Here is a 23,223-nt window from a genome sequence, read left to right on the forward strand (position 1 = left end):
CCAGAGGGAATTCGTGGACAAGATCGAGGGGTTTAGCGAGGGCGATGTTTATCCATCGGACGAGACTGAAGCCCGATGGAATTGGCCCGAATTCACCCGGCCCTTCGGGTTTCCGGCTGACGGCCAACCACTTTGTCAGGCAGCTTCGTCCGATGGAACCACATCGGCCTCGCTGCCTTCCGCGTGGATTGTCTCGTCATCCGTGAAACAGAACTGGCTCTATATAAACAAAATTTGCTCTAGCGTCATTCCGACCACTTGCTGACGCAAGCTGGAACCATACAAAACATTCGACGTTCTCCGAATGACAGGGGGCAGACATGGCAACACAATCGGCGACAGCGCATGCCGGATCCAAAAAAGTTATCTATGCAGCGATAGTCGGCAATCTTTTGATCGCCGCTACAAAATTCGTTGCGGCTTTCTTTACCGGCAGTTCCGCCATGCTTTCCGAGGGCGTCCACTCCCTGGTGGATACCGGAAATGGAGGGCTTCTCCTCTTTGGCCTGCGCCGTGCTGCCAGACCTGCCGACCGTAGCCATCCACTTGGCCATGGCCGCGAGCTCTATTTCTGGAGTTTCATCGTCGCGCTACTGGTCTTTGCGGTGGGTGCCGGAGTGTCCTTCTACGAAGGCGTGATCCACATTCTCGATCCGGAGCCGGTTGAAAGCCCTATCATCAACTACGTTGTCCTTGGCATTGCCATGTTGTTTGAGGGAACCTCCTGGTACATAGCATTGAAGGAATTTCGTACCGTAAAAGGCGACCTTGGTTACGTCGAAGCAGTGCGGATCAGCAAAGACCCCAGCGTATTTACTGTTCTGTTCGAAGATACTGCCGCACTGCTTGGTCTTATTGTCGCTCTTTTGGGTATTTCCGCCGCTCAACTGTTCAGCATGCCGGAACTGGACGGCGTTGCCTCTATCGGCATTTCGATCATTCTCGGTGCGACGGCAATTTTTCTTGCTCGCGAGAGCAAGGGATTGCTTATGGGCGAAGCAGCATTGCCTGAAGTAGATCAGCAAATCCTTGATATTGCCAACCAAGATCCGGCGGTTCAACGCGCCAATGGAGTATTAACGGTCCATATGGGTCCAAAACAGATCGCGGCGGGCCTCAGTGTCGAATTCGAAGATCACATGCTTGCCCCTGAAATCGAAGCCTGCGTTCAACGTATCGAAGCAGCGCTGAAAAAAGCCAATCCGGACATTATCAGCCTTTTTGTCAAACCTCAGACGACTGGAACCTGGGAGGTTCGCCGCAAGATCATCGAGGGCTAATCTTCACCATCCACCACCCGCAAGCGTAGCTGGCCAGTTGTCGAAGCTGCCGAGCGCGCTGGATCTGGCGCTTTGGCCGCCTCGCCGACGGGCGCTTCGGCGAATTCCAGCGCTTCGATTTTCTGGCCGCGCTTGGTCACCTTGCCGGAGGATACCAGAATATCATCAATATCCTTGTTGGCTTGACTGAAATGGGTTTGCAGACGGCGCACGCGATCATCAAGACGGCCAACATCTTCCATCAGCCTTATCACTTCGCCCTGAATCAAATGCGCCTGTTCCCGCATGCGAACGTCTTTGAGAACCGCCTGAATGACCTGAATGGACAGCATTAATAAGGATGGCGATACGATAACAATACGAGAGCGATGCGCCTTCTGGATCACCCCTTCAAAATTCTCATGAATTTCGGCAAAGACTGATTCCGAGGGCACAAAGAGAAACGCGGTATCCTGTGTCTCGCCATTGATCAGATATTTTTCCGCGACATCGCGAATGTGAATCTCGATGTCGCGCCGGAACTGGGTGGCGGCAATCTTCTTGCCTTCCGGCGTTTCGGATTCGCGTATGGCATTCCAAGCCTCCAGAGGAAATTTGGCGTCGATTACCAGATTTGCTGCACCGTTGGGCATGCGAACCACGCAATCCGGCCTGCTGCCATTCGACAGTGTTGCCTGAAACTCATAAGCTCCCTGCGGCAGGCCATCGGCGATAATTGCCTCCATCCGCGCCTGACCAAAGGCCCCGCGCGTCTGCTTGTTGGCCAGAATTGCCTGCAATTGTACGACCTGCCCCGCGAGCGTCTGAATATTGTTCTGGGCCGTATCAATGACGGCGAGCCGCTCCTGCAACTTGGCAAGGTTTTCGTGCGTAGACTTGGTTTGATCCGTCATGGTTTGGCCGATGCGGGTGGTCATACCGTCAAGCCGTTCCCGGATGGATTGATTAAGTTCCGCCTGGCGAGAACCGAAGAGTTCGGCCATTGTCTGCATGCGCCCTTGCATTTCAGACTGGCTTTTGAGGATTTCCCCCATCCGCGCTTCCGCGTCGCGGGCCCGATCCTCAGCTTGTATCTCTGCAACAAGCCGCATGCGTGCTGCCCGCATGACCGCAATAATGGCAAAAACAACCACCAAAGCCGTCATAAGCGCCACCGTAAACAGTACTGCACCTACTGATATAGACGTGGCGCCCAGCTGAAACAGCGTTTGATTGAGAGAGATAGAAGTTTCCATCGAACAAGAATAACCGATTCGATTGGCAAATGTGAGATCAAAACAAGAACATTTTTATGATTGAGTCTGATGCCGCATTGACGGCTGAAAATCGAGATATTAGGTGAAGGTCATGTCTATCAAACCACTCGTCATCCTTCCCGATCCGCTGCTTCGTCAGGTTTCCAAACCTGTCGCAAGTTTCGACGCGGATTTGCGCAAATTTTCCACCGATATGCTGGACACAATGTATGACGCGCCCGGCATTGGTCTAGCGGCCATTCAGGTCGGCGCACCGATCCAGATGCTGGTGATTGACCTTGCCAAGGAAGATGAGCCGAAGGCGCCGCAGGTTTACGTTAATCCAAAGGTGCTTTGGTCCAGCGACGAGCGGAATGTCTACGAAGAAGGCTGCCTTTCCATCCCTGACTATTATGCGGAAGTCGAGCGGCCAAAGCAGGTACGCGTTTCCTATTTCGATATTGAGGGGAAGCCGCAGGAAGTCGAAGCCGACGGACTTTTGGCAACGTGCCTGCAACATGAAATCGATCATTTGAATGGCGTTCTCTTCATCGATTATATTTCGCGGCTGAAGCGTGAAATGGTGGTGAAAAAGTTCAAGAAACTCGCCAAGGATCGTCCTCCAAGCCGATTGGCGGTTTAGGCGATGAGCTTGCGAATTATATTCATGGGCACGCCGGATTTTTCCGTGCCTATTCTCAATGCGTTGATCGGCCAGGGTCATGAAATTGTTGCCGTCTACAGCCAGCCACCGCGTCCTGCGGGCAGGCGTGGACTTGAACTGACGCCCTCCCCGGTTCACCGCAATGCAGAGCAATTCGGCATTGAGGTTCGTACACCAAAGAGCTTGAAAGACCCGGACGAGCAACAGGCTTTTATCGACCTCAAAGCAGATGTTGCGATCGTTGTCGCCTATGGACTGATTTTACCAAAGGAGATTCTCGAAGGCACGCGTCTAGGTTGCTACAATGGGCACGCATCGCTGCTGCCACGCTGGCGGGGAGCGGCGCCAATCCAGCGTGCCATTATGGCTGGCGACCTTGAAACCGGCATCATGATCATGAAGATGGACGAAGGCCTTGATACAGGGCCGGTCGCCATGGTCGAGAAAATCAACATCACGGCTGACATGACAGCGGGCGAATTGCATGACCAGCTTAGCATGGCTGGTGCTGATCTGATGGTACGCGCCGTTGCAGCTCTGGAGCGCGACAGCCTGACACTCACACCGCAATCCGATGAAGGCGTGACCTACGCCTCCAAGATCACCAAAGTGGAAACGCGGATCGACTGGACCCAGCCTGCAATCGATGTTCATAATCGCATTCGTGGTCTGGCGCCCTTTCCGGGTGCCTGGTGCGAAATGGAGATCGGCGGGGATCTGGAACGTGTCAAACTTTTGCGCTCGGTGCTGGCGACAGGCGTAGGCGCTCCCGGGACCGTTCTGGATAATGATTTGCGCATAGCCTGTGGCGAGGGCGCGGTTCGCCTGCGGACATTGCAGCGCGCGGGCGGCAAAGCCATGGACGGGCAGGAGTTTCAGCGCGGGGCTAAAATAGCGCAGGGTACACGGCTGCCATGAACGGCACATTCTAATGCCCCGCTATAAGCTTACGGTCGAGTATGATGGCACGCCATATGCCGGTTGGCAGCGTCAGGAAAACGGTCACACAGTTCAGGCCGCTATCGAGCAGGCGATATTCAAGTTCTGTGGCGAAGCCATATCTCTCGGTGCAGCGGGACGTACCGACTCAGGCGTTCATGCCAGCGCACAGGTCGCCCATGTTGATCTGACAAAGAACTGGAGCAGTTCGAAAGTGCGTGAAGCGCTTAATGCGCATCTTGTTTTCGCCGGGGAAACCGTCAGCATTATCAACGTCGAGCTCGTCAGCTCCCGGTTCGATGCACGATTTTCGGCGACAGGCCGCCACTATCTCTACCGGATCGTCAATCGCAGACCACCTGCCCCGCTTGAGGCTTATCGCGCATGGTGGGTGAAAAAGCCGCTGGATGCGCAAGCCATGCATGTCGCAGCACAGCGGCTCATCGGGACACATGACTTCACCACATTTCGCGCAACGCAGTGTCAGTCAAAAAGCCCCGTTAAAACCCTCGACTTCTTAAGCGTTCAGCGAGTTGGCGAGATCGTTGAGATCAGGGCGTCCGCCCGGTCATTTCTTCACAATCAAATTCGTTCCTTTGCAGGAACACTGCAAGAAGTCGGATGTGGACGATGGAATGCGGATGATGTGAGCGCCGCTCTTGAAGCACGCGACCGGCAAGCGTGTGGCCCTGTTGCGCCGCCGCACGGCCTATATTTGATAGGCGTAGATTATCCGCTGACCGACGGCATCGCGATTCCCAAAGCATCTTGAAGCACAATCACCATCAATAACGATCCGACGATGAGCGCGGCGAAGAAACCGGCGGACCATAGGTAAGATTTCTTCAATGCGACATGCACCAACCGGTAGGTAAAAACCATTATCGCTGCATAAATTATCATGTTCAAGCTGCCGATCAGAGCCGGCCAGTCAGGAAAGACCATTCGTGCCAGCGTGGCTGGCACCGTTAGCCATACACCGATCACTGATCCCCAATTGGTTGCAACGACATACGGACTGAAGCGCTTGGTAATTCCCAGTGGCCGGACAAGAAAAGCCAGGATCACCAGCGGCAGAATCCAAGTTGCAAGATCGATAAAGGCAGCACTCCCGATAATGGAAAGTCGGCTGCCGGTTTCGGGGCGCAAAGCGACAAGATCATTGGCAAAAACAATCCAGCCCAGGATGAGAGGCGGCAGTGATATTGTTATGGCATGAAAGGACTGCCAAAAACCGTCTTCCGAAAAATCAAGCTCCTCGAGACCATCTGCATGACCATTCATCATGCGCCAGGCGCCTCGCAGATAGCGTTGTATTTCGTTCCAGTCCGGTATGTCGCTCATCAACTGTTCACGCAAAAAAATCCGCAATGAAGCGTTCGTATATCTGCGTTAAGGTTTCAAGATCGGCCACCGATACGCGCTCGTCAACCATATGCATGGTCTGTCCAACAAGACCGAACTCCACCACCGGACAATAATCCTTGATGAAGCGAGCGTCGGATGTGCCTCCTGATGTCGAGAGCTGTGGACGCTTTCCTGTCACTGCCTGTACGGATGAGGTCAGCGTTCCGATCAGCTTTTCATTATGCGTCAAAAATACATGACTTGGCCGGTCGCGCCAGATCAGTTCGTAGTTTACGGGCGTCTTCCTGCCCGGGCGTAGCTTGCGACGGCCTGCGGCCCTGTCGAGCCTGTTGTGGATATCGGCCATCAGGGTTTCATCGGTCCATGTATCATTAAACCTTATATTGAACGTCGCGGTCGCGTCGGCAGGAATGACATTGACTGCCGGATTCCCCACATCAATCGTTGTGACTTCGAGATTGGTTGCCTGAAAATCCTTGGTGCCCTTGTCAAAAGCCGGGTAGAGCAGGCTGTCCACAAGCATTGTCAGGCCGCGAACCGGATTATCCGCTAAATGTGGATAAGCAGCGTGACCCTGAACACCACGCACCACAACTGTGCCAGACAGAGAACCGCGACGGCCAATCTTGATCATGTCGCCAAGTTTGTCAGGATTGGTTGGCTCGCCTACGATCGCGGCGTCCCAGCTTTCTCCCTTGGCCTTGGCCCATTCGAGCAATTTGCCAGTGCCGTTGATGGAAGGCCCCTCTTCATCGCCGGTTATCAAAAATGAGATCGAGCCTTTGAGCTCGCTGTTTTTCTCCAGATAACGGGCAACAGCCGCGGCAAAACAGGCAATGCCGCCTTTCATGTCCACAGCCCCACGCCCATACATTTCGCCGTTGTGAATGGTCGCGGAGAACGGTGGATAGGTCCATGCGGCTTCATCGCCCACGGGAACCACATCCGTATGTCCCGCGAACATCAAATGCGGACCGTTGCCCGAGCGCCTTGCATAAAGGTTCTCGACATCCGGTGTTCCGTCTTCGCTGAAAACAGGTCTTTCCACCGAGAACCCCAGCGGGGCAAGTATGGATTGGACCGTCGTCAGCGCTCCGCCTTCCAAGGGCGTTACAGATGGACAGGCTATGAGCCGTGCGAGGTTTTGGACTGGATCAGCAGAGGTTTTCATGTGTAATGCGATAATGGAAAAGCACGATCCTGTCACGCTCCACATGACTGATTTCGTGCCGCTTTTTGCTTGAAGGGTATGTCATGGTCTCCGACAAATCGCGCATTGCAATCGCTGGCTCTGGGTCTATCGGCTGCTATGTCGGGGGAAGCCTTGCGGCGGCTGGCAGACGGGTGAGTTTTCTGACCAGACCTCGTGCTGAGGCCAGGCTTCGAGATGCGGGGCTCAAGGTCATCGATCTGGATGGGACAGAGCAACGCATTCCACCGCAAAAGCTCCAATTGAGCAACGACCCGGCAGTCGCCTTTGCAAATGCCGAGATCATTCTGATCACAGTCAAAAGCGGAGCGACGGAAGAAATGGCAGGCCTTGTCGCCAAACATGCGCCGTCAGACGCAATTATTGTCAGCCTTCAGAATGGGGTCAGCAATGCGGAAATTTTACGCCGAAGTTTGCCGGAAGGAATGATCGTCATTTCTGGAATGGTGCCGTTCAATGTCGTTCAGTCGGGCAACTCCGAAGAACCGCTCACTGTGAGGCGAACCACCCAGGGCACGGTGCTGATCGACGACAAGCTGACGGAACTGCCTGTGATTCTTTCAGCCTCAGGTCTATCGGTGCAAGCGCATCCGGATATAGAGGGTGTTCTTTGGGGGAAATTGCTGATGAACCTCAACAATGCGCCGAATGCACTGTCCAATTTGCCGCTTGCCGAGCAATTGGCAGACCGCAAGTGGCGGCAACTGGTAGCGGACCAGATGAGTGAGGGTCTTGGTATCATGAAGGCGCATGATATCAGGCCGGCAAAGCTTCAGGGCATTAATCCTGCCCTTCTTCCCTGGATCTTAAGATTGCCAAACTTTCTGTTTCGCATCGTCGCCCGCAAGATGCTGGCAATTGATCCAAGGGCCCGATCCTCAATGTGGGAAGACTTTTCACGCGGACGACCCACCGAGATAGATTATCTCCAAGGTGTAATCGCCAAAATGGCGAAGGAGAAGGACTTGCCTGCTCCGCTTGCCAATAAGATTCTGTCCTGCGTCAAACACGCGGAGGGAAAGCCCCTCCGCAGCCACTCAGTTAAGGAAATCCGGTCTTAGAGCGTTTTGCGTTTTGGTAGATTCAAAACGACGCCTAAGCCTTTGTTTTTACGCAATTCCGGACGGAAAACCGCTACACACTTTTCCTGGAATTGCTCTAATCACGCAAAAGTTCATTGATCGATGTCTTTGAACGGGTCTTTTCATCGACGCGCTTGACGATCACGGCGCAATAGAGACCTGGGCCCGGCTCGCCATTAGGGAATGGTTTGCCAGGCAATGTCCCTGCGACAACAACCGAATAGGACGGCACTTCACCATAGAAGATTTCGCCCGTGGCACGATCAACGATTTTGGTCGATTTGCCGATGAATACGCCCATGCCAAGGACAGCGCCCTCGCGAACAATACAGCCTTCGACGACTTCCGAGCGTGCACCGATAAAGCAATTGTCTTCAATGATTGTCGGGCCAGCCTGCATCGGCTCCAGAACGCCGCCAATGCCGACACCGCCGGAAAGGTGCACATGCTTGCCGATCTGCGCACACGAGCCAACGGTAGCCCAAGCATCGACCATTGTGCCCTCGTCCACATAGGCACCCAGATTGACAAAGGACGGCATCAGGATTGCGCCCGGCGCAATATAGGCTGAGCGGCGGACGATAGCATTGGGTACGGTGCGTATGCCAGCCTTGGCAAACTCCGTCGCACCCCAACCATCAAATTTGGAGGGCACCTTGTCCCACCATGAGGCTCCGCCAGGGCCGCCTTCAATCAGGCCCATAGGATTGAGCCGGAAGGACAGGAGGACAGCCTTCTTAAGCCACTGATTGACCTTCCAGTTTCCATCTGCCTGTTTCTCAGCCACGCGCGCTTCACCACTATCAAGGAGAAGCAACGATGTCTCGACCGCATCACGGATTTCACCACGTGTTTCGGTGCTGATCGCATCGCGTTCGTCGAATGCCTTGTCAATCGTCTTTTCGAGGCCACTCAGATCGGGCTTGGACATTTTATGGTCACTCCATTACACGGGCAATTAATCATTGGCCTAGTAAGATAAGTCTGCGAGAGGGTCAATCGCAGCACCATAATGTTGGACAAGGAATCCAATTGAATGTCTGCCCGCGCCATAAACGCCGCAGAAGGAGAAGTGAAATTGAATACTGACGAAAAAAACGGATGGACGCCATTTTCCCATTCTCCCGAAGCGGTGCGCCGTGTGGTCGAAGCGCCCGCAACGGCCCAAACCGAATCTGACACCTATCGTCTTGCCTTCGCCGACCCGGATTTCATGACAAAACGCGAATTGCGTGCTGTGCGGCTACAGCTTGAATTACTCAAGCCGGAAATGGCTTTGACCGAACGCGGAATCCGCTCGACAGTTGTGCTGTTTGGCGGCGCGCGCATTCCTGAACCCGGAGGCGAGGCCTGGGCGGCAAAGAACCAGACCCAGAAGAAAAATCTGGAAGCCAATTCACGCTATTATGCTGAGGCGCGGAAATTTGCGCAGCTCTGTTCCACCTATTCGGCGACCACCTATAATCGGGAATTCGTTATTGTGACAGGTGGCGGCCCGGGCGTTATGGAAGCAGGCAATCGAGGTGCCGCCGATGTCGGAGCGCCGACCATTGGCCTTAACATTGTGCTGCCGCATGAGCAGGCCCCCAATGCCTATGTCACGCCGGACCTATGCTTCAATTTCCACTATTTCGCGATCCGCAAGATGCATTTTCTGATGCGCGCCAAAGCAATGGCCATTTTCCCCGGCGGATTCGGGACGATGGACGAAACATTCGAGGCGCTGACGCTGATCCAGACTGGTCGTATGGAGCGCATCCCATTTCTGCTTTTCGGGAAATCATTCTGGGAAAAGACGATCAATTTCGACTTTCTGGCAGAACAAGGCGTTGTTTCCCCCTCCGACCTCGAACTGATTACGTTTGTGGATGAAGCGGAAGAAGCGTGGGATGTCGTTCGCAAGTTTTACGAACTACCCTGATCATATGACAGCCGCCAATTTGTTTTGAGGCGGCTGCCATTGATCGACTTAAGCTGGAACTGGCCTGTTGACCTGGCCCGGCAGGATCGCGTTCAAAAACGACGACAGATTATCGGTGACGTAATCCACATGATCCGTTTGGCCCGGATCGCGCTCCCATATCTCGGAAAAAGTCGGTTCGAAATTGTGCGGCACAATCAACACTGTTTTCATGCCTAACGCTTTAGGCTCGATCAGATTGCGTGCAAGATCTTCAAACATGACACTGCTGCCGGGATCTATTGTGTACTGGTCGAGAAACCGATCATAGGTTGCCCGTTCAGGCTTCGGAACCAATTGGGCCGCGACGATATCAAAAATATCGTCAAACTCTTCCAAAACCCCAAGCTGTCTGGCTGCACGCTCCGCATGCCCTCGATCACCATTGGTAAAAATGAATTTTCGGCCGGGCAACTGGCGAATGGCGATGGACAATGACGGGTCAGGGACCAGCCAGGAGTAATCAATGTCATGCACTTTCTGCAGAAAATCATCTGGATCAATATCATAACGATCCATCAATCCCTTAAGGGTCGTGCCATATTCCTTGTAAAACTGTTTCTGTATAACACGGGCATCTGTGCGTGAGAGCTTCAGTAAATCGGCCACATAACCTGTCATTTTCGTGTCGATCTGTGAAAACAGGTTGGAATGATGCGGATAAAGGGTATTGTCGAGATCGAATACCCAATCTGTCACATGGGCAAAACTCAAAGGATCCGGCTGATTTGTCATGTTCGATTGGCTTCCGCTCAGTTTTTCATCACAGCAAATCTGGAGAATCTGCTCACTCTTTGAAGCAATAGAAGAAAATAGACTTAACTGCGACCATTTTTAAGTTTTTCGCTAACTGCTGTTTCATGAGTTCGTCATAGTAAATTGTGCATGCTTCAGGGGTTGGATGTCTAGAATTCTTCTCAAATGTTTGGCCATAACAATGATCTCGGTGACATGCTCATTATTGATCACCGGGATAATGATGCACGCCAACGACATGCAGAACGTAATGGGTTACGTTATTGCTACGGTTTGCCCGGTGCTGATCTCGCCGATCATATCTTTCATTGTAATCCGGCAATCCGAACAGCTTAGACGTGCTTTAGAAGCGCTCCGGCGCGTGAAAGAAGAGCTCGAGGCCACAAACGCGAAGCTCTTTGAGAAATCTTCGCGCGACAGTATGACAGGTCTGCTCAATCGTGCAGCATTCTTCGATCATCTCGACAAAGTACGGGCTCTTCAACCCTGTTCGCTGCTTATCATCGACGTCGATCATTTTAAGAAAATCAATGACGTTCACGGCCATTTTGTCGGCGATGGTGCTCTGATGGCTATTGCACGCTGCATAACGGAATGCGTTAGCCGAGACGATGGTATCGGACGCATCGGTGGTGAAGAATTCGGCGTTTATCTGGCAACAAACGACAACAGCCGCGTGAGCGCGATTGCCGAGATCATCCGCGCGGAAGTGAACCGTATGGACTATCGAACACCCCATAGCGAACGTGTCAGACTCAGCGTCAGTATCGGCGGCATTGTCGACATATCAAGCGGCGCAGTCGTTGATCATTTCCAGGCAGCCGATCGCAAACTCTATGAGGCCAAGCGTAATGGTCGCGATTGCGTGTTTATTCAGCCCGGCATAAGAGAAGCCGCCTGACCTCAGATTGCTGTGGCGTCAAGCGGCTCTCCATTCTTCCATCTCGCAATCAGAGCCGGCATATCGGCCTTGCTGAAGGCATCCCTCAGCGTGTCAAATGTCGGCAGCACAAAGTATGCCCGCTGAAACTTGTCAATTTCGTAGTCGGTACGCATCACAGTTTCCAGATCAAATGGAACATGATGGGCATCAGCGCTTGTCACAGCAAACTGTAATTCGCTGAAGGACGACATCAAACCAGCCCCAAATGCCTTCAGCGGCGCACCTTCTTCCCTTATCAAGCCAAATTCTGCCGTGTACCAGTAAAGCCGCGAGACCATCTGCTCCCCGCCGATTTTCACGGCTTCGCCGCCCTTCTGACCGTAAAGTTGCATGAAGTCAGCAAAGACCGGCTGGCTCAAGATCGGCACATGGCCGAAAAAGTCATGAAACATGTCGGGTTCGACGATATAATCGAGTTCTTTCTTGCTGCGCAGCCAGTTCGTGACCGGAAAACGGCGATTGGCGAGATGATCAAAGAATGGCTCAATGGGAATGAGGCCGGGAACAGCAACAATTTCCCAATTTGTGAGCTTGTGCAGACGCGCGCTGACTTCATGAAAATCGGGAATTTGCTCCAATAGTCCCAAAGCTTCAACGCCGTCGAGATAGGATTGATGAGCGAGTTTTGAGGTGAGCTTCGTCTGGCGCTCACAAAGAATGCGCCAAACTTCCTGATCCTCACCGGTGTAGTCATAATTTTGCTCCACAGTAAAATCTGGCTGACAAACCGCATAATTGCCACGCAGTCCCTGCTCGGCACATTCGCGCGCATAGGCTTCTACCGAAACCGTCATGATGCTCTCCTCCTCCAATTGTATCGAAAAACAGATTAGAGCGAGGCTCGAGGTGAATTTGACTTATTCATCTTGCCAAGCAACTATTTGGAGGTAACCAAATTGAAAACAGGGATTTCTGAGTGAAAGAACCTCAATTTGATGATTTTGAAATCAAGATGCTGAGATTTCTGCAAGATAATGGCCGTATCCCTGTTACGGACCTGGCCCAGTCTGTCGGCCTTTCAACAACGCCCTGCACCAGAAGGTTCGAAGCATTGCAGGAAAGCGGGGCAATCAAAGGTTTTGCTGCCATTCTTGACCGAAAAGCCATTGGTCTGATGGTGGAAGTATTCATTCAAGTGCGTCTGAATACCCACAGCGACGATTCGCCGGAGCGATTCATTGCTGAAGTTCAGCGGATGGACGAAGTTTCGTCCTGCTGGACCATGACAGGCACGCATGACTTCCTGTTGCACGTTATGGTTCCGGACGTCGATGATCTCAACGCCTTTGTCATGCACCGGCTCATGCGACTAAAGGGTGTGCGCGACGTTCACACGCAGCTTGTTTTGCAAAACATAAAGGGTCCGGAGAAAATCCCGCTTGACCACCTGAAAAAGTGATCAGGGAACAATGAGCGTTCCAGCGCCGCGTTCGGTAAACAGTTCCAGCAGCACTGAGTGCGGCGTCTTGCCGTTGAGAATAACGACACCTTCAACGCCCCGATTGATCGCATCAATGCAGGTTTCCACCTTTGGAATCATGCCGCCAGAAATCGTGCCATCCTTGATCAGCGCGCGTGCCTGTCCAACGGAAAGCTCCTTGATAAGCTCCTTGTTCTTGTCGAGGACGCCAGGCACGTCTGTGAGGAACAGCAGACGGGACGCCGCCAAGGCACCAGCAATCGCGCCAGCAAAGGTGTCAGCATTGATATTGTAGGTATTTCCGTCGCGTCCCGGCGCAACGGGCGCGATAACCGGAATCATTTCGGACCGTGCCAGCAGATCAAGCAGGGTGCGATCTATTTCAACCGGCTCACCCACAAAGCCGAGATCGACGATCTTCTCGATATTGGAGTCCGGATCAATGATGGTTTTCTTTGCTTTTTCGGCAAAGACCATATTGCCGTCCTTGCCGCACAGACCAATGGCCCATTCACCCTCGGCATTGATCAGAGCGACGATCTCTTTATTGATCGACCCTGCCAGGACCATTTCAACGATTTCGAGCGTCTTTGCATCGGTTACGCGCAAGCCGCCTTCGAACTTCGATTCGATACCCATTCTTGCGAGCATTGACGCGATCTGCGGACCGCCGCCATGGACGACAATTGGATTGATTCCTGACTGTTTCAAAAGGGCGATATCGCGCGCAAAGGCTTTACCCAATGCCGCATCTCCCATGGCGTGACCGCCATATTTCACAACAACAGTCTTGTTTTCATAGCGCTGCATATAAGGAAGGGCTGCAGAAAGCAGGCTTGCCTGAATTTCGGCGGTGTGGTCGGCGTCAGTCGGGGATGACATGGATGCGTAAGCTCCAGTTTTGCAAGGACGGTGGGTTCTTAGCGCTAAAGTCGGGATGGGGCAAACATGATTTGGGCTATTTGCGAATGTTTTTATCCGACGGCCATTGACAGCAAGTCTGTCCGACAGATTTAACTTGGTGCAAATAGAAGAAAGTTGGAAACGCTGTTGTATGACGCCTGAAGGCATCTCCCAGCTCATAACACGTGTCTCGCTTCGGGACCGCAACGCATTTGATGAACTCTATTCATCCACCAGCGCGAAACTTTTCGGCGTATGCCTGCGTATCTTGAGCAACCGAACGGAGGCTGAAGACGCGCTACAGGACATCTATGTCAAGATATGGAACAAGGCAGACCGGTTTGCGGTAGCCGACACGAGCCCTATCTCATGGCTGGTTGCGATCGCCCGAAACCATTGCATTGATGTCTTGCGTGCTCGCAAACCAGTTTCAAGCGATCTCGATCAAGCGTCCGATATTGCAGAGCCTTCAGCCAATCCCGAACAATCGGCTATCGCGGCAGGTGAGTCGCGGCGCATCTATGATTGCCTTGGTCAGCTGGATCACGCCAGGGCAAGTGCCGTGCGCGGAGCCTATCTGAATGGCGATAGCTATGAAGAGTTGGCGGCAAGGCATAGAGTGCCCTTGAACACAATGAGGACCTGGCTGCGCCGCAGTCTTTTAAAACTGAAAGAGTGTCTCGAAGCATGAGCGCGCGCCCAATAGATAGCACACCGCCGGAGAACGATGATTTCATCGCCGCCGAATATGTGCTGGGCGTGCTTACACCAGAAGAGAAGCATAATGTTGAACGGCGAATGGAATCCGATGTGCCTTTTGCCAGACTTGTTGCGCGCTGGCAGCACCAATTTGATGGCATGAATGCGGAATTTGAACCGGTAAATCCCCCCGCTGACATGAAGGTTTTAATAGACCGGCGGCTGTTTGGAACTGTCAGCCCGCAAACGACCCCATTTTTCAGTAACCTTGCTTTCTGGCGAGCCTTTGCATTCGCCGCGCTTATCCTTGCTGCGATCGGCTTTGGCCGCGATCTTTTGACCAGCCCTTCAGTGCCTGAAAAACAGCTCATTGCATCAATGGAACCCGTTGACAGCACCTACCGCACGGTTGCAATCTACAATCAGCACAGCCATCACTTGAAGGTCAGTTTCGTTGGCGGCGAGTTGCCTTCAGATCATTCCCTTGAACTTTGGCTGATCGCTGGCACCGATGCGCCCGTTTCGCTTGGTCTGATAAAGTCGGCACAACTCACCGATTTTACTGTCGACAGATCACATGCAGGAAAACTGATAGAAGGGGCAACGCTCGCCATTTCACTGGAACCTCTTGGTGGGTCACCAAATAAAGCACCGACCGGTGCTGTCGTCGCGGCGGGTAAGGTGCGCGAAATTTAATCTCATCAAACTTTCTCTGAAACTAAAAACAAGTGTCTCTCGTATCTCCTTTTGACCTCACCTGAGGGAAACAAACAGTGGAGAGAGACATGTTAAAGAAATCACTTGGCCTGATCGCCCTTTCGACAATGCTTATTGCCGGTGCAGCCTATGCAGAGAATCCCATGGTCGGCGGCGCTGCCATGTATGAAAACAAGAATATCATCGAAAATGCAGTCAACTCCAAGGATCACACCACGCTTGTGGCCGCTGTCAAAGCTGCCGGACTAGTCGAAACTTTGTCAGGCAAAGGCCCGTTTACAGTGTTTGCGCCGACAAATGACGCCTTTGCCGCCTTGCCAAAAGGTACTGTCGAGACGCTGCTTAAGCCTGAAAACAAGGACAAGCTCGCGAAGATTTTGACCTGCCATGTCGTTGCGGCCAATGCCTCGTCAACGGCGATCATGAAAATGGTTGATGACGATAAGGGCGCGCATCCGGTCAAGACCGTAGGCGGCTGCGTGTGGACCGCAAAGTATGAAGGAAAGAAGCTGACCCTGACCGATGAGAATGGCACGGTAGCCAATGTCACCATCGCAAATGTCAATCAGTCAAACGGCGTGATCCACGTCATCGACAAGGTGCTGCTGCCAAAAATGTAATTCGAGCAACAGACATGCGCAGACGGGCATCTGCGCATTCCTGCTCCGCATGACCCACGGATACCCGGATCATGCGGGGCTTTTTACCGGTTTTCCTGCTCTTCCAGAAGCTGCGCAATTGCCGCCCGCAATTCATCCAGACCAGAGCTTTTTTCTGAAGATGTTGCCAGTATATGAGGATAGGCAGCCGCGCGCTTCTTGATCGCCAATGCGGTCTCATCCATCAGACGCGGAACACCGGCGGGTTTGATCTTGTCGATCTTCGTCAGCACAATCTGGTACGAGACTGCCGCTCTATCGAGCAGATCAAGCACTTCAGCATCATTCTTTTTGATACCGTGGCGAGCATCTATCAAAAGATAGACGCGCCGAAGCGTGGTGCGGCCTCGCAAATAATCAAAAACAAGCCGTGTCCATGCATCCACCTGTTCTTTCGGCGCTTCTGCAAAGCCGTAGCCCGGCATGTCGACAACTGCGAGGGGTGGCAGATCGCCATCTTCACCCGAATGACCTTCTGGAACAAAATAATTCAGTTCCTGTGTTCGCCCTGGCGTGTTCGATGTGCGTGCCAGACCCTTTTGCCCGATTATGGCGTTGATCAATGAGGATTTGCCGACATTTGAACGTCCCGCAAAAGCGATCTCAAGCGGTCCTTCAGGCGGAAGGAATTTCATGGCAGGGACGCCGCGGATAAATACCCATCCTTTGGCGAAGAGCATCCGGCCTTTTTCGATGAGCCTGTTTATATTGTTTTGCGCTTCGTTCACGTCTTTTCCAGTTCCTTCGGCAGTCGGTAGGAGACTGCATTCAATATTATTCGGGTTGTTGTCAACCGAATGCCATCAAAAGAAAAAGCCCCCGGTCATGCCGGGGGCTCTCAAACTTCATCTAAGACAGACTATTCGGCCGGTTTTGGCTTTTTACGGAACAGCCCCGAAAGATTGTCCCAAAGCTCCACCTTCGCGCCCTGGCGCTTCATGATGATCGCCTGTTGTGTAATGGATAGCGTGTTGTTCCAGGCCCAGTAGATCACCAGACCTGCCGGGAAGCTGGCCAGCATGAATGTGAAAATGACGGGCATCCAGTTGAAGATCATCTGCTGTGTTGGGTCTGGAGGTGTCGGGTTCATGCGCATCTGCAGGAACATCGTCACGCCCATGATCAGCGGCCAGATTCCGATCATCAGGAATGCTGGAACTGTCCAGGGGATAAGACCAAAGAGGTTGAAGATCGATGTGGGATCCGGCGCGGCCAAGTCCTGAATCCAGCCGAAGAATGGCGCATGGCGCATTTCGATGGTGACGTACAGTACCTTGTAGAGCGCGAAGAACACCGGAATCTGGATAAGAATTGGCCAACAACCGGCGATCGGATTGATCTTTTCGGTCTTGTACAATTCCATCATGGCTTGCTGCTGTTTGACCTTGTCATCCGCATATTTCTCACGGATTTCAGTCATCTTGGGCTGCACCATTTTCATACGCGCCATAGAAGCATAGGACTTGTTGGCAAGCGGGAAGAAAAGCGCTTTCAAAATGACCGTCACGACGAGAATGGCGACGCCAAAATTGCCGATTGCCTTATAGAGCCAATCGATGAGGTAGAACATCGGCTTGGTAATGAAATAGAACCAGCCCCAATCGATAAGAAGATCGAACTGGGGAATATTGCGTTCCTTTTCATAGGCGCTGATCTTGCCGACTTCCTTGGCACCCGCAAAAACCAAATTCTCGATGTTTGCCGATTGGCCAGGCTCAATCGTCGTTGCATCGGAAAGATAATCACTCTGATATTGCGGACGGCCATTGTCAAAGTACGACATACGCGCCTGAAACGGCTTGTTGGATGATGGCACCAACGCCGCAGCCCAGTACTTGTCGGTTATACCGATCCAACCAATGTTGGTTTTCTCGGGCATGACTTCTTTTTCATCTTCAATTGCTGCAAACTTATACTCGAGAAGCTTGCCACCAGTCACAGCGATAGGGCCTTCCTGAATCACATAGGTGCTGGCGTGCAGGGGCTTTGAAAAGCGGGTTACACGGCCATAGGACGCCAGTGAAACGGGCGTCTGGGTTCCGTTGGTTACGGCATCCTTCACCGTGAACATGTAATTGTCATCGACGCTGATCGTACGCTTGAATGTCAGACCCTTTTCGTTTGTAAAGGCCAGTGTGACAGGCGTTGCAGGCGTCAGCTTGTTGTTGCCTTCGACTGTCCAAACAGTTGTCGGCCCCGGAACCGCACCCGTCGTATCGTTCCCGGTAAACCCGATTTCGACAAACTGGCCATCAGCCATTTGCGAGGGGCTCAGAAGCTGGATCGTCGGCGAGCTGTTATCGACTGTCTCGTGATATTGCTTGAGTTGCAAATCATCCAAGCGCGCGCCCGTCAGGCTCAATGAACCGCTCAGGCTCGGCGTGTCGATCTGAACACGGCTCGTCTGCCCCAATGCTGCCGCACGGGTCAAAGATCCCGTCTGCGCTTCCGGGGATTGACCTGGAATATTTGCGCCAGGAGCGGCTGGCGTCGATGATGGCAGGTTGGCCGTTCCGTCAGGATTCGTTCCCGCTGGGGCGCTAGCCTGCCCGTCAACGCGGGTTTGGCCCTGTCGTGTGGCTTCGATCTGTGCTTGCTCTCGCTGCTGTTCAACTCTGGGGTTCATGTAGAACACTTGCCAAAGCGTCAGGATCACAATGGATAAGGCAATGGTGATGAAGAAATTACGGTTGGTTTCCATTGTCAGTCCTTGGTCTAATCCGGTCGGGCCGGGTTCAATTATGCCTGTCAAGGCTTGGGCGAGCGCCGGGTCATTGATTTCTTGGCAACCCGTTTAGAGAGTTCCCGGGTCAAATCCGCAAAAGGCGCCTTCAGGGCGTCAGGGCGGGCAACGATCACATAGTCGGTTCCGGCAGCCATGTCATTAGCAACATTGACGCGCACAGCTTCTCGCAAGCGGCGTTTTATGCGGTTGCGGACAACAGCATTTCCGTTTTTTTTTGTGACCGTAAAGCCTACACGAGTTGGACCATCCTGATCTTCCCTCTGCTTTACTTCAACGAGAAAATAAGCACCGCGGCGCTTTTCCCCGTTACGGACAGCCAAAAACTCCGCTCTCTTGCGAAGGCGGAGTGGCTTTTGCTCATTCATTCTATAGTGCCAACTTTGGCCATCCGCACGAAATCGCGCGGAATGACTTATGCCGACAACCGCTTGCGACCGCGAGCGCGACGCGCTGCAATAACCTTGCGGCCGCTTGCCGTTGCCATACGGGCACGGAACCCGTGACGACGTGCGCGGACAAGCTTGGATGGCTGATAAGTACGCTTCATTTGTTAAATACCGCGGTGTGCGGCCCTTCTTGTGGTCTGTCCTATGACAGGAGCATATCAGGACCGCCGTTAGCGTATTAAAAATACACCGTTGATAAAACGTCGCGTGGGGCGGTCAACCCGGACGTGGGCGGCTTATAGATGCGGGAAGCCTATAAGTCAATTGACGGAGGCGATTCAAAAATAGGCAAACAGGAACAAGTGATTTATTGTATGGCATGGGCATTTGACCTACATCATGTAGGGTCAATGGAGCTTATATGGTCGATAGTCAGCAAAAGCCAGAAAGAAGCCCGCAAATGAGCGCGGGAAGGCGTTTGCCTGTCTTAAAGCGCCTTTCCGGGAAATTGCTGCGCCTTACTCTTCTTTTCGGCCTGCTTGCTGAAATCATGATCTTCGTTCCCACCATCGCAGATATGCGTATTCGCTGGTTGTCAGACAGGCTCAATACCGTCGCAGCTGCAAGCGTGGTCTTGGCCGCCAGCGATGCCAAGGATATTCCACAATCCGTGCAGGATGATGTCTTGCTGGCGACAGGCACAAAGGCCATTGCATTAAGGGAAAAAGGCGCATCCCGCCTGCTTGCAGTGTCAGATATGCCATCGAAAGTCGATAAGCACATCGATATTGCCGTTACTGATCCTGTGACCATGATTCGAGACGCATTCGACGAACTCATTAATGGCGGCGACCGCATCATCCGGGTTTATGGTCCGGTGGGCGATACTGGGAAGGTTGTCGAGCTTCTCACATCCGATGCGCCCTTGCGCAATGCCATGTTGCTCTATGCCCGCAATGTTGCCCTGATCTCGCTGTTTATCTCGGTGATTACGGCCAGCCTCGTCTTCCTCGCCATCAGCCATCTGCTCATTCGCCCAATACAGAGAATGAGCGATAATATGCTCGCCTTTGCGCAGCAGCCTGACGATCCCCAACGCATCATCGTGCCTGGAAAGCGCGAGGATGAACTGGGCATAGCGGAGCGGGAGCTTGCTGATATGCAGCAGCGCTTGCAGCGGACCCTCTCTGAGCAGAAACATCTGGTTGACCTAGGCCTTGCCGTCTCGAAGATCAATCATGACATGCGCAATATTCTCGCATCTGCCCAACTGATATCCGATCACCTCGCCAATACGAGCGATCCAGCCATACAGCGCTTTATTCCCAAACTTGTGCGAACGATTGACCGGGCCATCAACTATTCCCAAACTGTCCTAGCCTATGGTGGAACACAGGAAGCTCCGCCGCAACGACGCAGGGTCAAGCTCCATGCACTCGTTAATGATGTGGAAGAAATGCTCGATCTGGATGCAAAAGTAAGCGCCGGGACGAAACCGACCATCGAATTCAAGAACCTCGTGCCCGAAACATTCGAGATCGATGTGGACCCGGATCAGTTTTTCCGAATCATTTCCAATCTCTGTCGAAACTCTGTCCAAGCTATGCTCGGAGATACCCGCAATGATCCGTCATTGGTCCGGCGACTAACGATCACGGCCGGACAAATCGGCATGACATCAATCATTGGCATAGACGATACCGGCCCGGGCTTGCCCGCAAAAGCGCGTGAAAATCTCTTCACTGCATTCAAGGGTTCGGCGCGGTCTGGCGGCACAGGTCTTGGCCTCGCCATTGTTCATGAGCTTGTCCGCGCCCATGGCGGAACCATCGAGTTGCGTGATCATGAGGGAGCCGGAACGAGCTTTGAAATTCGCATCCCTGATCAGCCGGTATCGCTCGCCGAATGGCGATCCCGCCGCAGTGCACCTTCATGACATGAAGTTTGGTCGCGATGTCTGAGTACCTCCCCGCTTACTGGCCGCAAATTTTCTTCGTCCTCTCGATTGTCCTTGGCGTCCCCGCCGCAGTGCACGCGACAATGACCAAAGAGGAAGTTCGCGCAGCGATTGGTTGGGTCGGCGTTATCATCCTCTCGCCGGTCATTGGCCCACTCATTTACGCGATTGCGGGCATCAACCGCATACGGCGCTCATCCATTTCGTCGCAGCGCGCATTCTTGCATGAAATAGGACAAGGCAACTTTCTGCGTTTTGATGCTGCCGAAAAAGACATTCTGGCGCATTTCGAAAAACGTCTTGCAGCAATGAAGACGTTGGGCGATCGCGTCAGCCGCTGTCGTCTGACCACCGGCAATAGCATCACCATGCTCCAGACCGGCGACGAAGCCTATCGGGCCATGCTTGAAGCCGTTGGCTCGGCTGGGCGAAGCATACTTGTCGAAACGTATATTTTTGACCGCGACAAGATTGGCTTGCGCCTTGCGGATGCACTTATTGCTGCATCAAAACGTGGGGTGGAGGTCCGGGTTTTGATTGATGCCGTCGGGGCGCGCTATTCCATTCCGAGCATCGTCGGCTATCTCTCCAAACATGGCATCAAGGTGGATGTGTTCAACGGCAATATCATCATGGGCCTTCGCCTGCCCTATGCCAATCTCCGGACTCACCGAAAAATACTGGTTGTTGACGGCAGGGTGGTCTTCACCGGCGGCATGAACATTCGCGCAGGATTCTCAGCCGAAGTCGCCGGTGAGGACAATGCGCGCGATACGCATTTTCGCTTGACTGGCCCCATCGTCACGGATCTTTTCCATATAGCCTCTGAAGATTGGCGTTTTACAACAAACGAAGCTTTGACCGGCGAAGCCTGGCATATCGCGCCTCCGGAAAAGCGATCCGGCGAACCGGTCTTCATCCGCGCCGTACCTTCCGGCCCTGATCGCAGTCTTGAGGCCAATCATAAGATGCTCATGGGCGCGTTCTCTATAGCGCAGAGCCACATTCGCATCATGTCTCCTTACTTTCTGCCGGACCGGGAGCTCATCAGCGCATTGGTCACCGCCGCCCGACGTGGCGTTGAAGTTGATATCGTCATTCCATCCAATAACAATCTCAAACTGGTGGATCGCGCCATGACGGCACAGTTCGACCAGATTTTGAAAAGTCACTGCCGGATATGGCGCGCCAGTGGCAACTTCAATCATTCAAAGCTGCTTTCAGTCGATGGCGTGTGGGCCTATGTGGGTTCATCAAACCTTGACCCACGATCGCTACGCCTGAATTTCGAGGTGGACCTTGAGGTCATGGATGCCGAGTTTGCATCCATGGTGGAAGGATTGGTTCAGAATGCTCTGGATACTGCAAAACCTGTCCTGCTTCAGGATCTGCGCGCGCGTTCGTTCTGGGAACGGCTGCTGGACAGGATTATCTGGCTAGGCTCACCCTATCTTTGATAAACCCGGCTTCCGCGACAGCCGATTTCAAATCAACATAGGCCTTGATCGGGAGATGGTCGGAGGCAACGCGCGCCAGTGGCGTGTCGTGAACTTCGATGGTCGTCACGAGACTATGAGGGTGCCCCAGCACCCGGTCCAATGCCAATACCGGAAAGCGTGACGGAAAGCTTGGGACGGCATTTTGCACAGGATCAAAGACCGGCGACAATAAATGCAGGGAAGACCCCTTGCCAACGCGCCATTCATTGAGATCGCCCATCAAAAGCGTCGGCCTGGACGGATCGGCATTCACTGCCCTCAGAATCGCTTCTGACTGCTGCTGGCGCGAATGCCGGAGCAGTCCGAAATGTGCTGCGATTATCCGTAAAGGCCCAGCGACGAGATCGATATCAACGACCAATGCGCCCCGAGGTTCCAGCCCCGGCAATACGAGTTGCTGCACATGGCGCACAACCCCCTCCCGGAACAGAAGAAGATTGCCATGCCATCCATGCCCCTTGGGATAGAGCGATGTAACCGGCACAGGAACAAGGCTGTTCTCACGATGCAAGCGCGCAAGGTCGAGCAATCCGGTACGCTCGCCGAAACGCTTGTCGGCTTCCTGAATGGCAATAACGTCAGCGCCGATCTCACTTATGACGTGAGCAATCCTGTCAGGGTCGAATTTCTTGTCTATCCCTACGCATTTGTGAACATTGTAGGAGGCAATCAGCAAATCATTGCGCACGCGCGCTACGCCCGACGTAGGGCGCTTCTTGCGATTTCTGACAGCCGCCAGAATACTTGCTGAGACGCTTGGCTTGATTGGCCGCGCCGGCTTCTTGCTATCCATCAAATAG

General features: G+C 53.2%; 26 protein-coding genes. 14 read left to right on the plus strand and 12 right to left on the minus strand.

Features of this window, described 5'->3' with window-relative positions; translation table 11 throughout:
- The first annotated feature begins 13 nt into the window (after window positions 1-13).
- Both ACYJL1_RS00280 and ACYJL1_RS00285 read left to right on the plus strand, forming a co-directional pair.
- Window positions 14-265, plus strand: a complete 252-nt coding sequence (locus ACYJL1_RS00280; RefSeq protein WP_460896493.1) for a hypothetical protein — start codon at window positions 14-16, stop codon at window positions 263-265.
- Between the two features lie 55 nt (window positions 266-320).
- Window positions 321-1,280 (plus strand): cation diffusion facilitator family transporter, encoded by a 960-nt coding sequence (locus ACYJL1_RS00285; RefSeq protein ID WP_460896494.1) that lies wholly within the window; start codon window positions 321-323, stop codon window positions 1,278-1,280.
- On the opposite strand, the gene ACYJL1_RS00290 is transcribed toward ACYJL1_RS00285, so the two are convergent.
- Window positions 1,277-2,515 (minus strand): DNA recombination protein RmuC, encoded by a 1,239-nt coding sequence (locus tag ACYJL1_RS00290; RefSeq protein ID WP_460896495.1) that lies wholly within the window; start codon window positions 2,513-2,515, stop codon window positions 1,277-1,279. The genes ACYJL1_RS00285 and ACYJL1_RS00290 overlap by 4 nt on opposite strands.
- A gap of 112 nt (window positions 2,516-2,627) precedes the next feature.
- On the opposite strand from ACYJL1_RS00290, the gene def reads away from it, so the two are divergent.
- The 3 genes from def to truA are packed head-to-tail and all read left to right on the plus strand — an operon-like array spanning window position 2,628 to window position 4,890.
- Window positions 2,628-3,158 carry a peptide deformylase gene (gene def, locus ACYJL1_RS00295; protein WP_460896496.1) on the plus strand — a complete coding sequence of 177 codons (531 nt, stop codon included), beginning with the start codon at window positions 2,628-2,630 and terminating at the stop codon, window positions 3,156-3,158.
- A gap of 9 nt (window positions 3,159-3,167) precedes the next feature.
- Entirely contained in the window at window positions 3,168-4,097 is a 930-nt protein-coding gene (fmt, locus tag ACYJL1_RS00300; protein WP_460898092.1) for a methionyl-tRNA formyltransferase, read from the plus strand.
- 13 nt (window positions 4,098-4,110) lie between these two features.
- Complete coding sequence (truA, locus tag ACYJL1_RS00305; RefSeq protein WP_460896497.1) at window positions 4,111-4,890, plus strand: tRNA pseudouridine(38-40) synthase TruA; 780 nt, start codon at window positions 4,111-4,113, stop codon at window positions 4,888-4,890.
- Here truA and ACYJL1_RS00310 read toward each other — a convergent pair.
- Window positions 4,848-5,462, minus strand: coding sequence for a hypothetical protein (locus ACYJL1_RS00310; RefSeq protein ID WP_460896498.1), 615 nt, complete (start codon window positions 5,460-5,462; stop codon window positions 4,848-4,850). The genes truA and ACYJL1_RS00310 overlap by 43 nt on opposite strands.
- 7 nt (window positions 5,463-5,469) lie before the next feature.
- A complete protein-coding gene (gene dapE, locus ACYJL1_RS00315) occupies window positions 5,470-6,657 on the minus strand; it encodes a succinyl-diaminopimelate desuccinylase (RefSeq protein ID WP_460898093.1) in 1,188 nt (395 codons plus the stop codon).
- A gap of 83 nt (window positions 6,658-6,740) precedes the next feature.
- Between dapE and ACYJL1_RS00320 the strand changes: the two genes are divergently transcribed.
- Window positions 6,741-7,757: a 2-dehydropantoate 2-reductase gene (locus ACYJL1_RS00320; protein WP_460896499.1), complete on the plus strand. Its 1,017-nt coding sequence runs from the start codon at window positions 6,741-6,743 to the stop codon at window positions 7,755-7,757.
- A 97-nt stretch (window positions 7,758-7,854) separates the two neighbouring features.
- On the opposite strand, the gene dapD is transcribed toward ACYJL1_RS00320, so the two are convergent.
- Complete coding sequence (gene dapD / locus ACYJL1_RS00325; protein ID WP_460896500.1) at window positions 7,855-8,709, minus strand: 2,3,4,5-tetrahydropyridine-2,6-dicarboxylate N-succinyltransferase; 855 nt, start codon at window positions 8,707-8,709, stop codon at window positions 7,855-7,857.
- Between the two features lie 147 nt (window positions 8,710-8,856).
- On the opposite strand from dapD, the gene ACYJL1_RS00330 reads away from it, so the two are divergent.
- On the plus strand, window positions 8,857-9,699 hold the full coding sequence (locus ACYJL1_RS00330; protein WP_460896501.1) for an LOG family protein: 843 nt from the start codon (window positions 8,857-8,859) through the stop codon (window positions 9,697-9,699).
- A 48-nt stretch (window positions 9,700-9,747) separates the two neighbouring features.
- Here the strand turns inward: ACYJL1_RS00330 and ACYJL1_RS00335 are convergent, their stop codons facing one another.
- Window positions 9,748-10,473: a pyrimidine 5'-nucleotidase gene (locus ACYJL1_RS00335; RefSeq protein WP_460896502.1), complete on the minus strand. Its 726-nt coding sequence runs from the start codon at window positions 10,471-10,473 to the stop codon at window positions 9,748-9,750.
- Between the two features lie 241 nt (window positions 10,474-10,714).
- Between ACYJL1_RS00335 and ACYJL1_RS00340 the strand changes: the two genes are divergently transcribed.
- Window positions 10,715-11,395: a GGDEF domain-containing protein gene (locus ACYJL1_RS00340; RefSeq protein WP_460896503.1), complete on the plus strand. Its 681-nt coding sequence runs from the start codon at window positions 10,715-10,717 to the stop codon at window positions 11,393-11,395.
- 2 nt (window positions 11,396-11,397) lie between these two features.
- Here ACYJL1_RS00340 and phhA read toward each other — a convergent pair whose 3' ends face one another.
- Entirely contained in the window at window positions 11,398-12,231 is an 834-nt protein-coding gene (phhA, locus tag ACYJL1_RS00345) for a phenylalanine 4-monooxygenase (protein ID WP_460896504.1), read from the minus strand.
- Between the two features lie 158 nt (window positions 12,232-12,389).
- Between phhA and ACYJL1_RS00350 the strand changes: the two genes are divergently transcribed.
- Window positions 12,390-12,836, plus strand: coding sequence for an Lrp/AsnC family transcriptional regulator (locus tag ACYJL1_RS00350; protein ID WP_460898094.1), 447 nt, complete (start codon window positions 12,390-12,392; stop codon window positions 12,834-12,836).
- On the opposite strand, the gene argB is transcribed toward ACYJL1_RS00350, so the two are convergent.
- The gene (argB, locus tag ACYJL1_RS00355; RefSeq protein WP_460896505.1) at window positions 12,837-13,739 is read right to left on the minus strand and encodes an acetylglutamate kinase; all 903 of its coding nucleotides are present in this window, start codon (window positions 13,737-13,739) and stop codon (window positions 12,837-12,839) included.
- A gap of 172 nt (window positions 13,740-13,911) precedes the next feature.
- Between argB and ACYJL1_RS00360 the strand changes: the two genes are divergently transcribed.
- The 3 genes from ACYJL1_RS00360 (at window position 13,912) to ACYJL1_RS00370 (ending at window position 15,796) form a co-directional block, all read left to right on the plus strand.
- A complete protein-coding gene (locus ACYJL1_RS00360) occupies window positions 13,912-14,451 on the plus strand; it encodes a sigma-70 family RNA polymerase sigma factor (protein ID WP_460896506.1) in 540 nt (179 codons plus the stop codon).
- Window positions 14,448-15,155, plus strand: a complete 708-nt coding sequence (locus ACYJL1_RS00365) for an anti-sigma factor (RefSeq protein WP_460896507.1) — start codon at window positions 14,448-14,450, stop codon at window positions 15,153-15,155. The genes ACYJL1_RS00360 and ACYJL1_RS00365 overlap by 4 nt, the downstream gene beginning before the upstream one ends.
- Before the next feature lie 89 nt (window positions 15,156-15,244).
- Window positions 15,245-15,796: a fasciclin domain-containing protein gene (locus ACYJL1_RS00370; protein WP_460896508.1), complete on the plus strand. Its 552-nt coding sequence runs from the start codon at window positions 15,245-15,247 to the stop codon at window positions 15,794-15,796.
- Between the two features lie 83 nt (window positions 15,797-15,879).
- Here the strand turns inward: ACYJL1_RS00370 and yihA are convergent, their stop codons facing one another.
- The 4 genes from yihA to rpmH all read right to left on the minus strand — a co-directional run bounded on the left by yihA (window position 15,880) and on the right by rpmH (window position 19,128).
- Window positions 15,880-16,515 (minus strand): ribosome biogenesis GTP-binding protein YihA/YsxC, encoded by a 636-nt coding sequence (gene yihA / locus ACYJL1_RS00375; protein ID WP_460898095.1) that lies wholly within the window; start codon window positions 16,513-16,515, stop codon window positions 15,880-15,882.
- A gap of 179 nt (window positions 16,516-16,694) precedes the next feature.
- Window positions 16,695-18,536: a membrane protein insertase YidC gene (yidC, locus tag ACYJL1_RS00380; RefSeq protein ID WP_460896509.1), complete on the minus strand. Its 1,842-nt coding sequence runs from the start codon at window positions 18,534-18,536 to the stop codon at window positions 16,695-16,697.
- A 47-nt stretch (window positions 18,537-18,583) separates the two neighbouring features.
- Window positions 18,584-18,946, minus strand: a complete 363-nt coding sequence (gene rnpA / locus ACYJL1_RS00385; protein WP_460896510.1) for a ribonuclease P protein component — start codon at window positions 18,944-18,946, stop codon at window positions 18,584-18,586.
- 47 nt (window positions 18,947-18,993) lie between these two features.
- Window positions 18,994-19,128, minus strand: a complete 135-nt coding sequence (gene rpmH, locus ACYJL1_RS00390) for a 50S ribosomal protein L34 (RefSeq protein WP_460896511.1) — start codon at window positions 19,126-19,128, stop codon at window positions 18,994-18,996.
- A gap of 299 nt (window positions 19,129-19,427) precedes the next feature.
- Here rpmH and ACYJL1_RS00395 point away from each other — a divergent pair, with 299 nt between their 5' ends.
- Together ACYJL1_RS00395 and ACYJL1_RS00400 are read left to right on the plus strand one after the other, a co-directional pair.
- A complete protein-coding gene (locus ACYJL1_RS00395) occupies window positions 19,428-20,903 on the plus strand; it encodes a sensor histidine kinase (protein WP_460896512.1) in 1,476 nt (491 codons plus the stop codon).
- Between the two features lie 17 nt (window positions 20,904-20,920).
- Window positions 20,921-22,381, plus strand: coding sequence for a phospholipase D-like domain-containing protein (locus ACYJL1_RS00400; protein ID WP_460896513.1), 1,461 nt, complete (start codon window positions 20,921-20,923; stop codon window positions 22,379-22,381).
- On the opposite strand, the gene ACYJL1_RS00405 is transcribed toward ACYJL1_RS00400, so the two are convergent.
- Window positions 22,353-23,219, minus strand: coding sequence for an endonuclease/exonuclease/phosphatase family protein (locus tag ACYJL1_RS00405; RefSeq protein WP_460898096.1), 867 nt, complete (start codon window positions 23,217-23,219; stop codon window positions 22,353-22,355). The two genes, ACYJL1_RS00400 and ACYJL1_RS00405, sit on opposite strands and share 29 nt — an antisense overlap.
- Between the last annotated feature and the right edge of the window lie 4 nt (window positions 23,220-23,223).

Source organism: Phyllobacterium sp. K27, from assembly GCF_054796155.1.

What these genes read in the sequence shown, in the direction of transcription:
- ACYJL1_RS00285 (WP_460896494.1), top strand. Translation starts at nt 321, where the DNA reads ATGGCAACACAATCGGCGACAGCGCATGCCGGATCCAAAAAAGTTATC.
- ACYJL1_RS00290 (WP_460896495.1), bottom strand. Translation starts at nt 2,515, where the DNA reads ATGGAAACTTCTATCTCTCTCAATCAAACGCTGTTTCAGCTGGGCGCC.
- def (WP_460896496.1), top strand. Translation starts at nt 2,628, where the DNA reads ATGTCTATCAAACCACTCGTCATCCTTCCCGATCCGCTGCTTCGTCAG.
- truA (WP_460896497.1), top strand. Translation starts at nt 4,111, where the DNA reads ATGCCCCGCTATAAGCTTACGGTCGAGTATGATGGCACGCCATATGCC.
- ACYJL1_RS00310 (WP_460896498.1), bottom strand. Translation starts at nt 5,462, where the DNA reads ATGAGCGACATACCGGACTGGAACGAAATACAACGCTATCTGCGAGGC.
- dapE (WP_460898093.1), bottom strand. Translation starts at nt 6,657, where the DNA reads ATGAAAACCTCTGCTGATCCAGTCCAAAACCTCGCACGGCTCATAGCC.
- ACYJL1_RS00320 (WP_460896499.1), top strand. Translation starts at nt 6,741, where the DNA reads ATGGTCTCCGACAAATCGCGCATTGCAATCGCTGGCTCTGGGTCTATC.
- dapD (WP_460896500.1), bottom strand. Translation starts at nt 8,709, where the DNA reads ATGTCCAAGCCCGATCTGAGTGGCCTCGAAAAGACGATTGACAAGGCA.
- ACYJL1_RS00335 (WP_460896502.1), bottom strand. Translation starts at nt 10,473, where the DNA reads ATGACAAATCAGCCGGATCCTTTGAGTTTTGCCCATGTGACAGATTGG.
- ACYJL1_RS00340 (WP_460896503.1), top strand. Translation starts at nt 10,715, where the DNA reads ATGATGCACGCCAACGACATGCAGAACGTAATGGGTTACGTTATTGCT.
- phhA (WP_460896504.1), bottom strand. Translation starts at nt 12,231, where the DNA reads ATGACGGTTTCGGTAGAAGCCTATGCGCGCGAATGTGCCGAGCAGGGA.
- ACYJL1_RS00350 (WP_460898094.1), top strand. Translation starts at nt 12,390, where the DNA reads ATGCTGAGATTTCTGCAAGATAATGGCCGTATCCCTGTTACGGACCTG.
- argB (WP_460896505.1), bottom strand. Translation starts at nt 13,739, where the DNA reads ATGTCATCCCCGACTGACGCCGACCACACCGCCGAAATTCAGGCAAGC.
- ACYJL1_RS00360 (WP_460896506.1), top strand. Translation starts at nt 13,912, where the DNA reads ATGACGCCTGAAGGCATCTCCCAGCTCATAACACGTGTCTCGCTTCGG.
- ACYJL1_RS00365 (WP_460896507.1), top strand. Translation starts at nt 14,448, where the DNA reads ATGAGCGCGCGCCCAATAGATAGCACACCGCCGGAGAACGATGATTTC.
- ACYJL1_RS00370 (WP_460896508.1), top strand. Translation starts at nt 15,245, where the DNA reads ATGTTAAAGAAATCACTTGGCCTGATCGCCCTTTCGACAATGCTTATT.
- yihA (WP_460898095.1), bottom strand. Translation starts at nt 16,515, where the DNA reads ATGCTCTTCGCCAAAGGATGGGTATTTATCCGCGGCGTCCCTGCCATG.
- yidC (WP_460896509.1), bottom strand. Translation starts at nt 18,536, where the DNA reads ATGGAAACCAACCGTAATTTCTTCATCACCATTGCCTTATCCATTGTG.
- rnpA (WP_460896510.1), bottom strand. Translation starts at nt 18,946, where the DNA reads ATGAATGAGCAAAAGCCACTCCGCCTTCGCAAGAGAGCGGAGTTTTTG.
- rpmH (WP_460896511.1), bottom strand. Translation starts at nt 19,128, where the DNA reads ATGAAGCGTACTTATCAGCCATCCAAGCTTGTCCGCGCACGTCGTCAC.
- ACYJL1_RS00395 (WP_460896512.1), top strand. Translation starts at nt 19,428, where the DNA reads ATGAGCGCGGGAAGGCGTTTGCCTGTCTTAAAGCGCCTTTCCGGGAAA.
- ACYJL1_RS00400 (WP_460896513.1), top strand. Translation starts at nt 20,921, where the DNA reads ATGTCTGAGTACCTCCCCGCTTACTGGCCGCAAATTTTCTTCGTCCTC.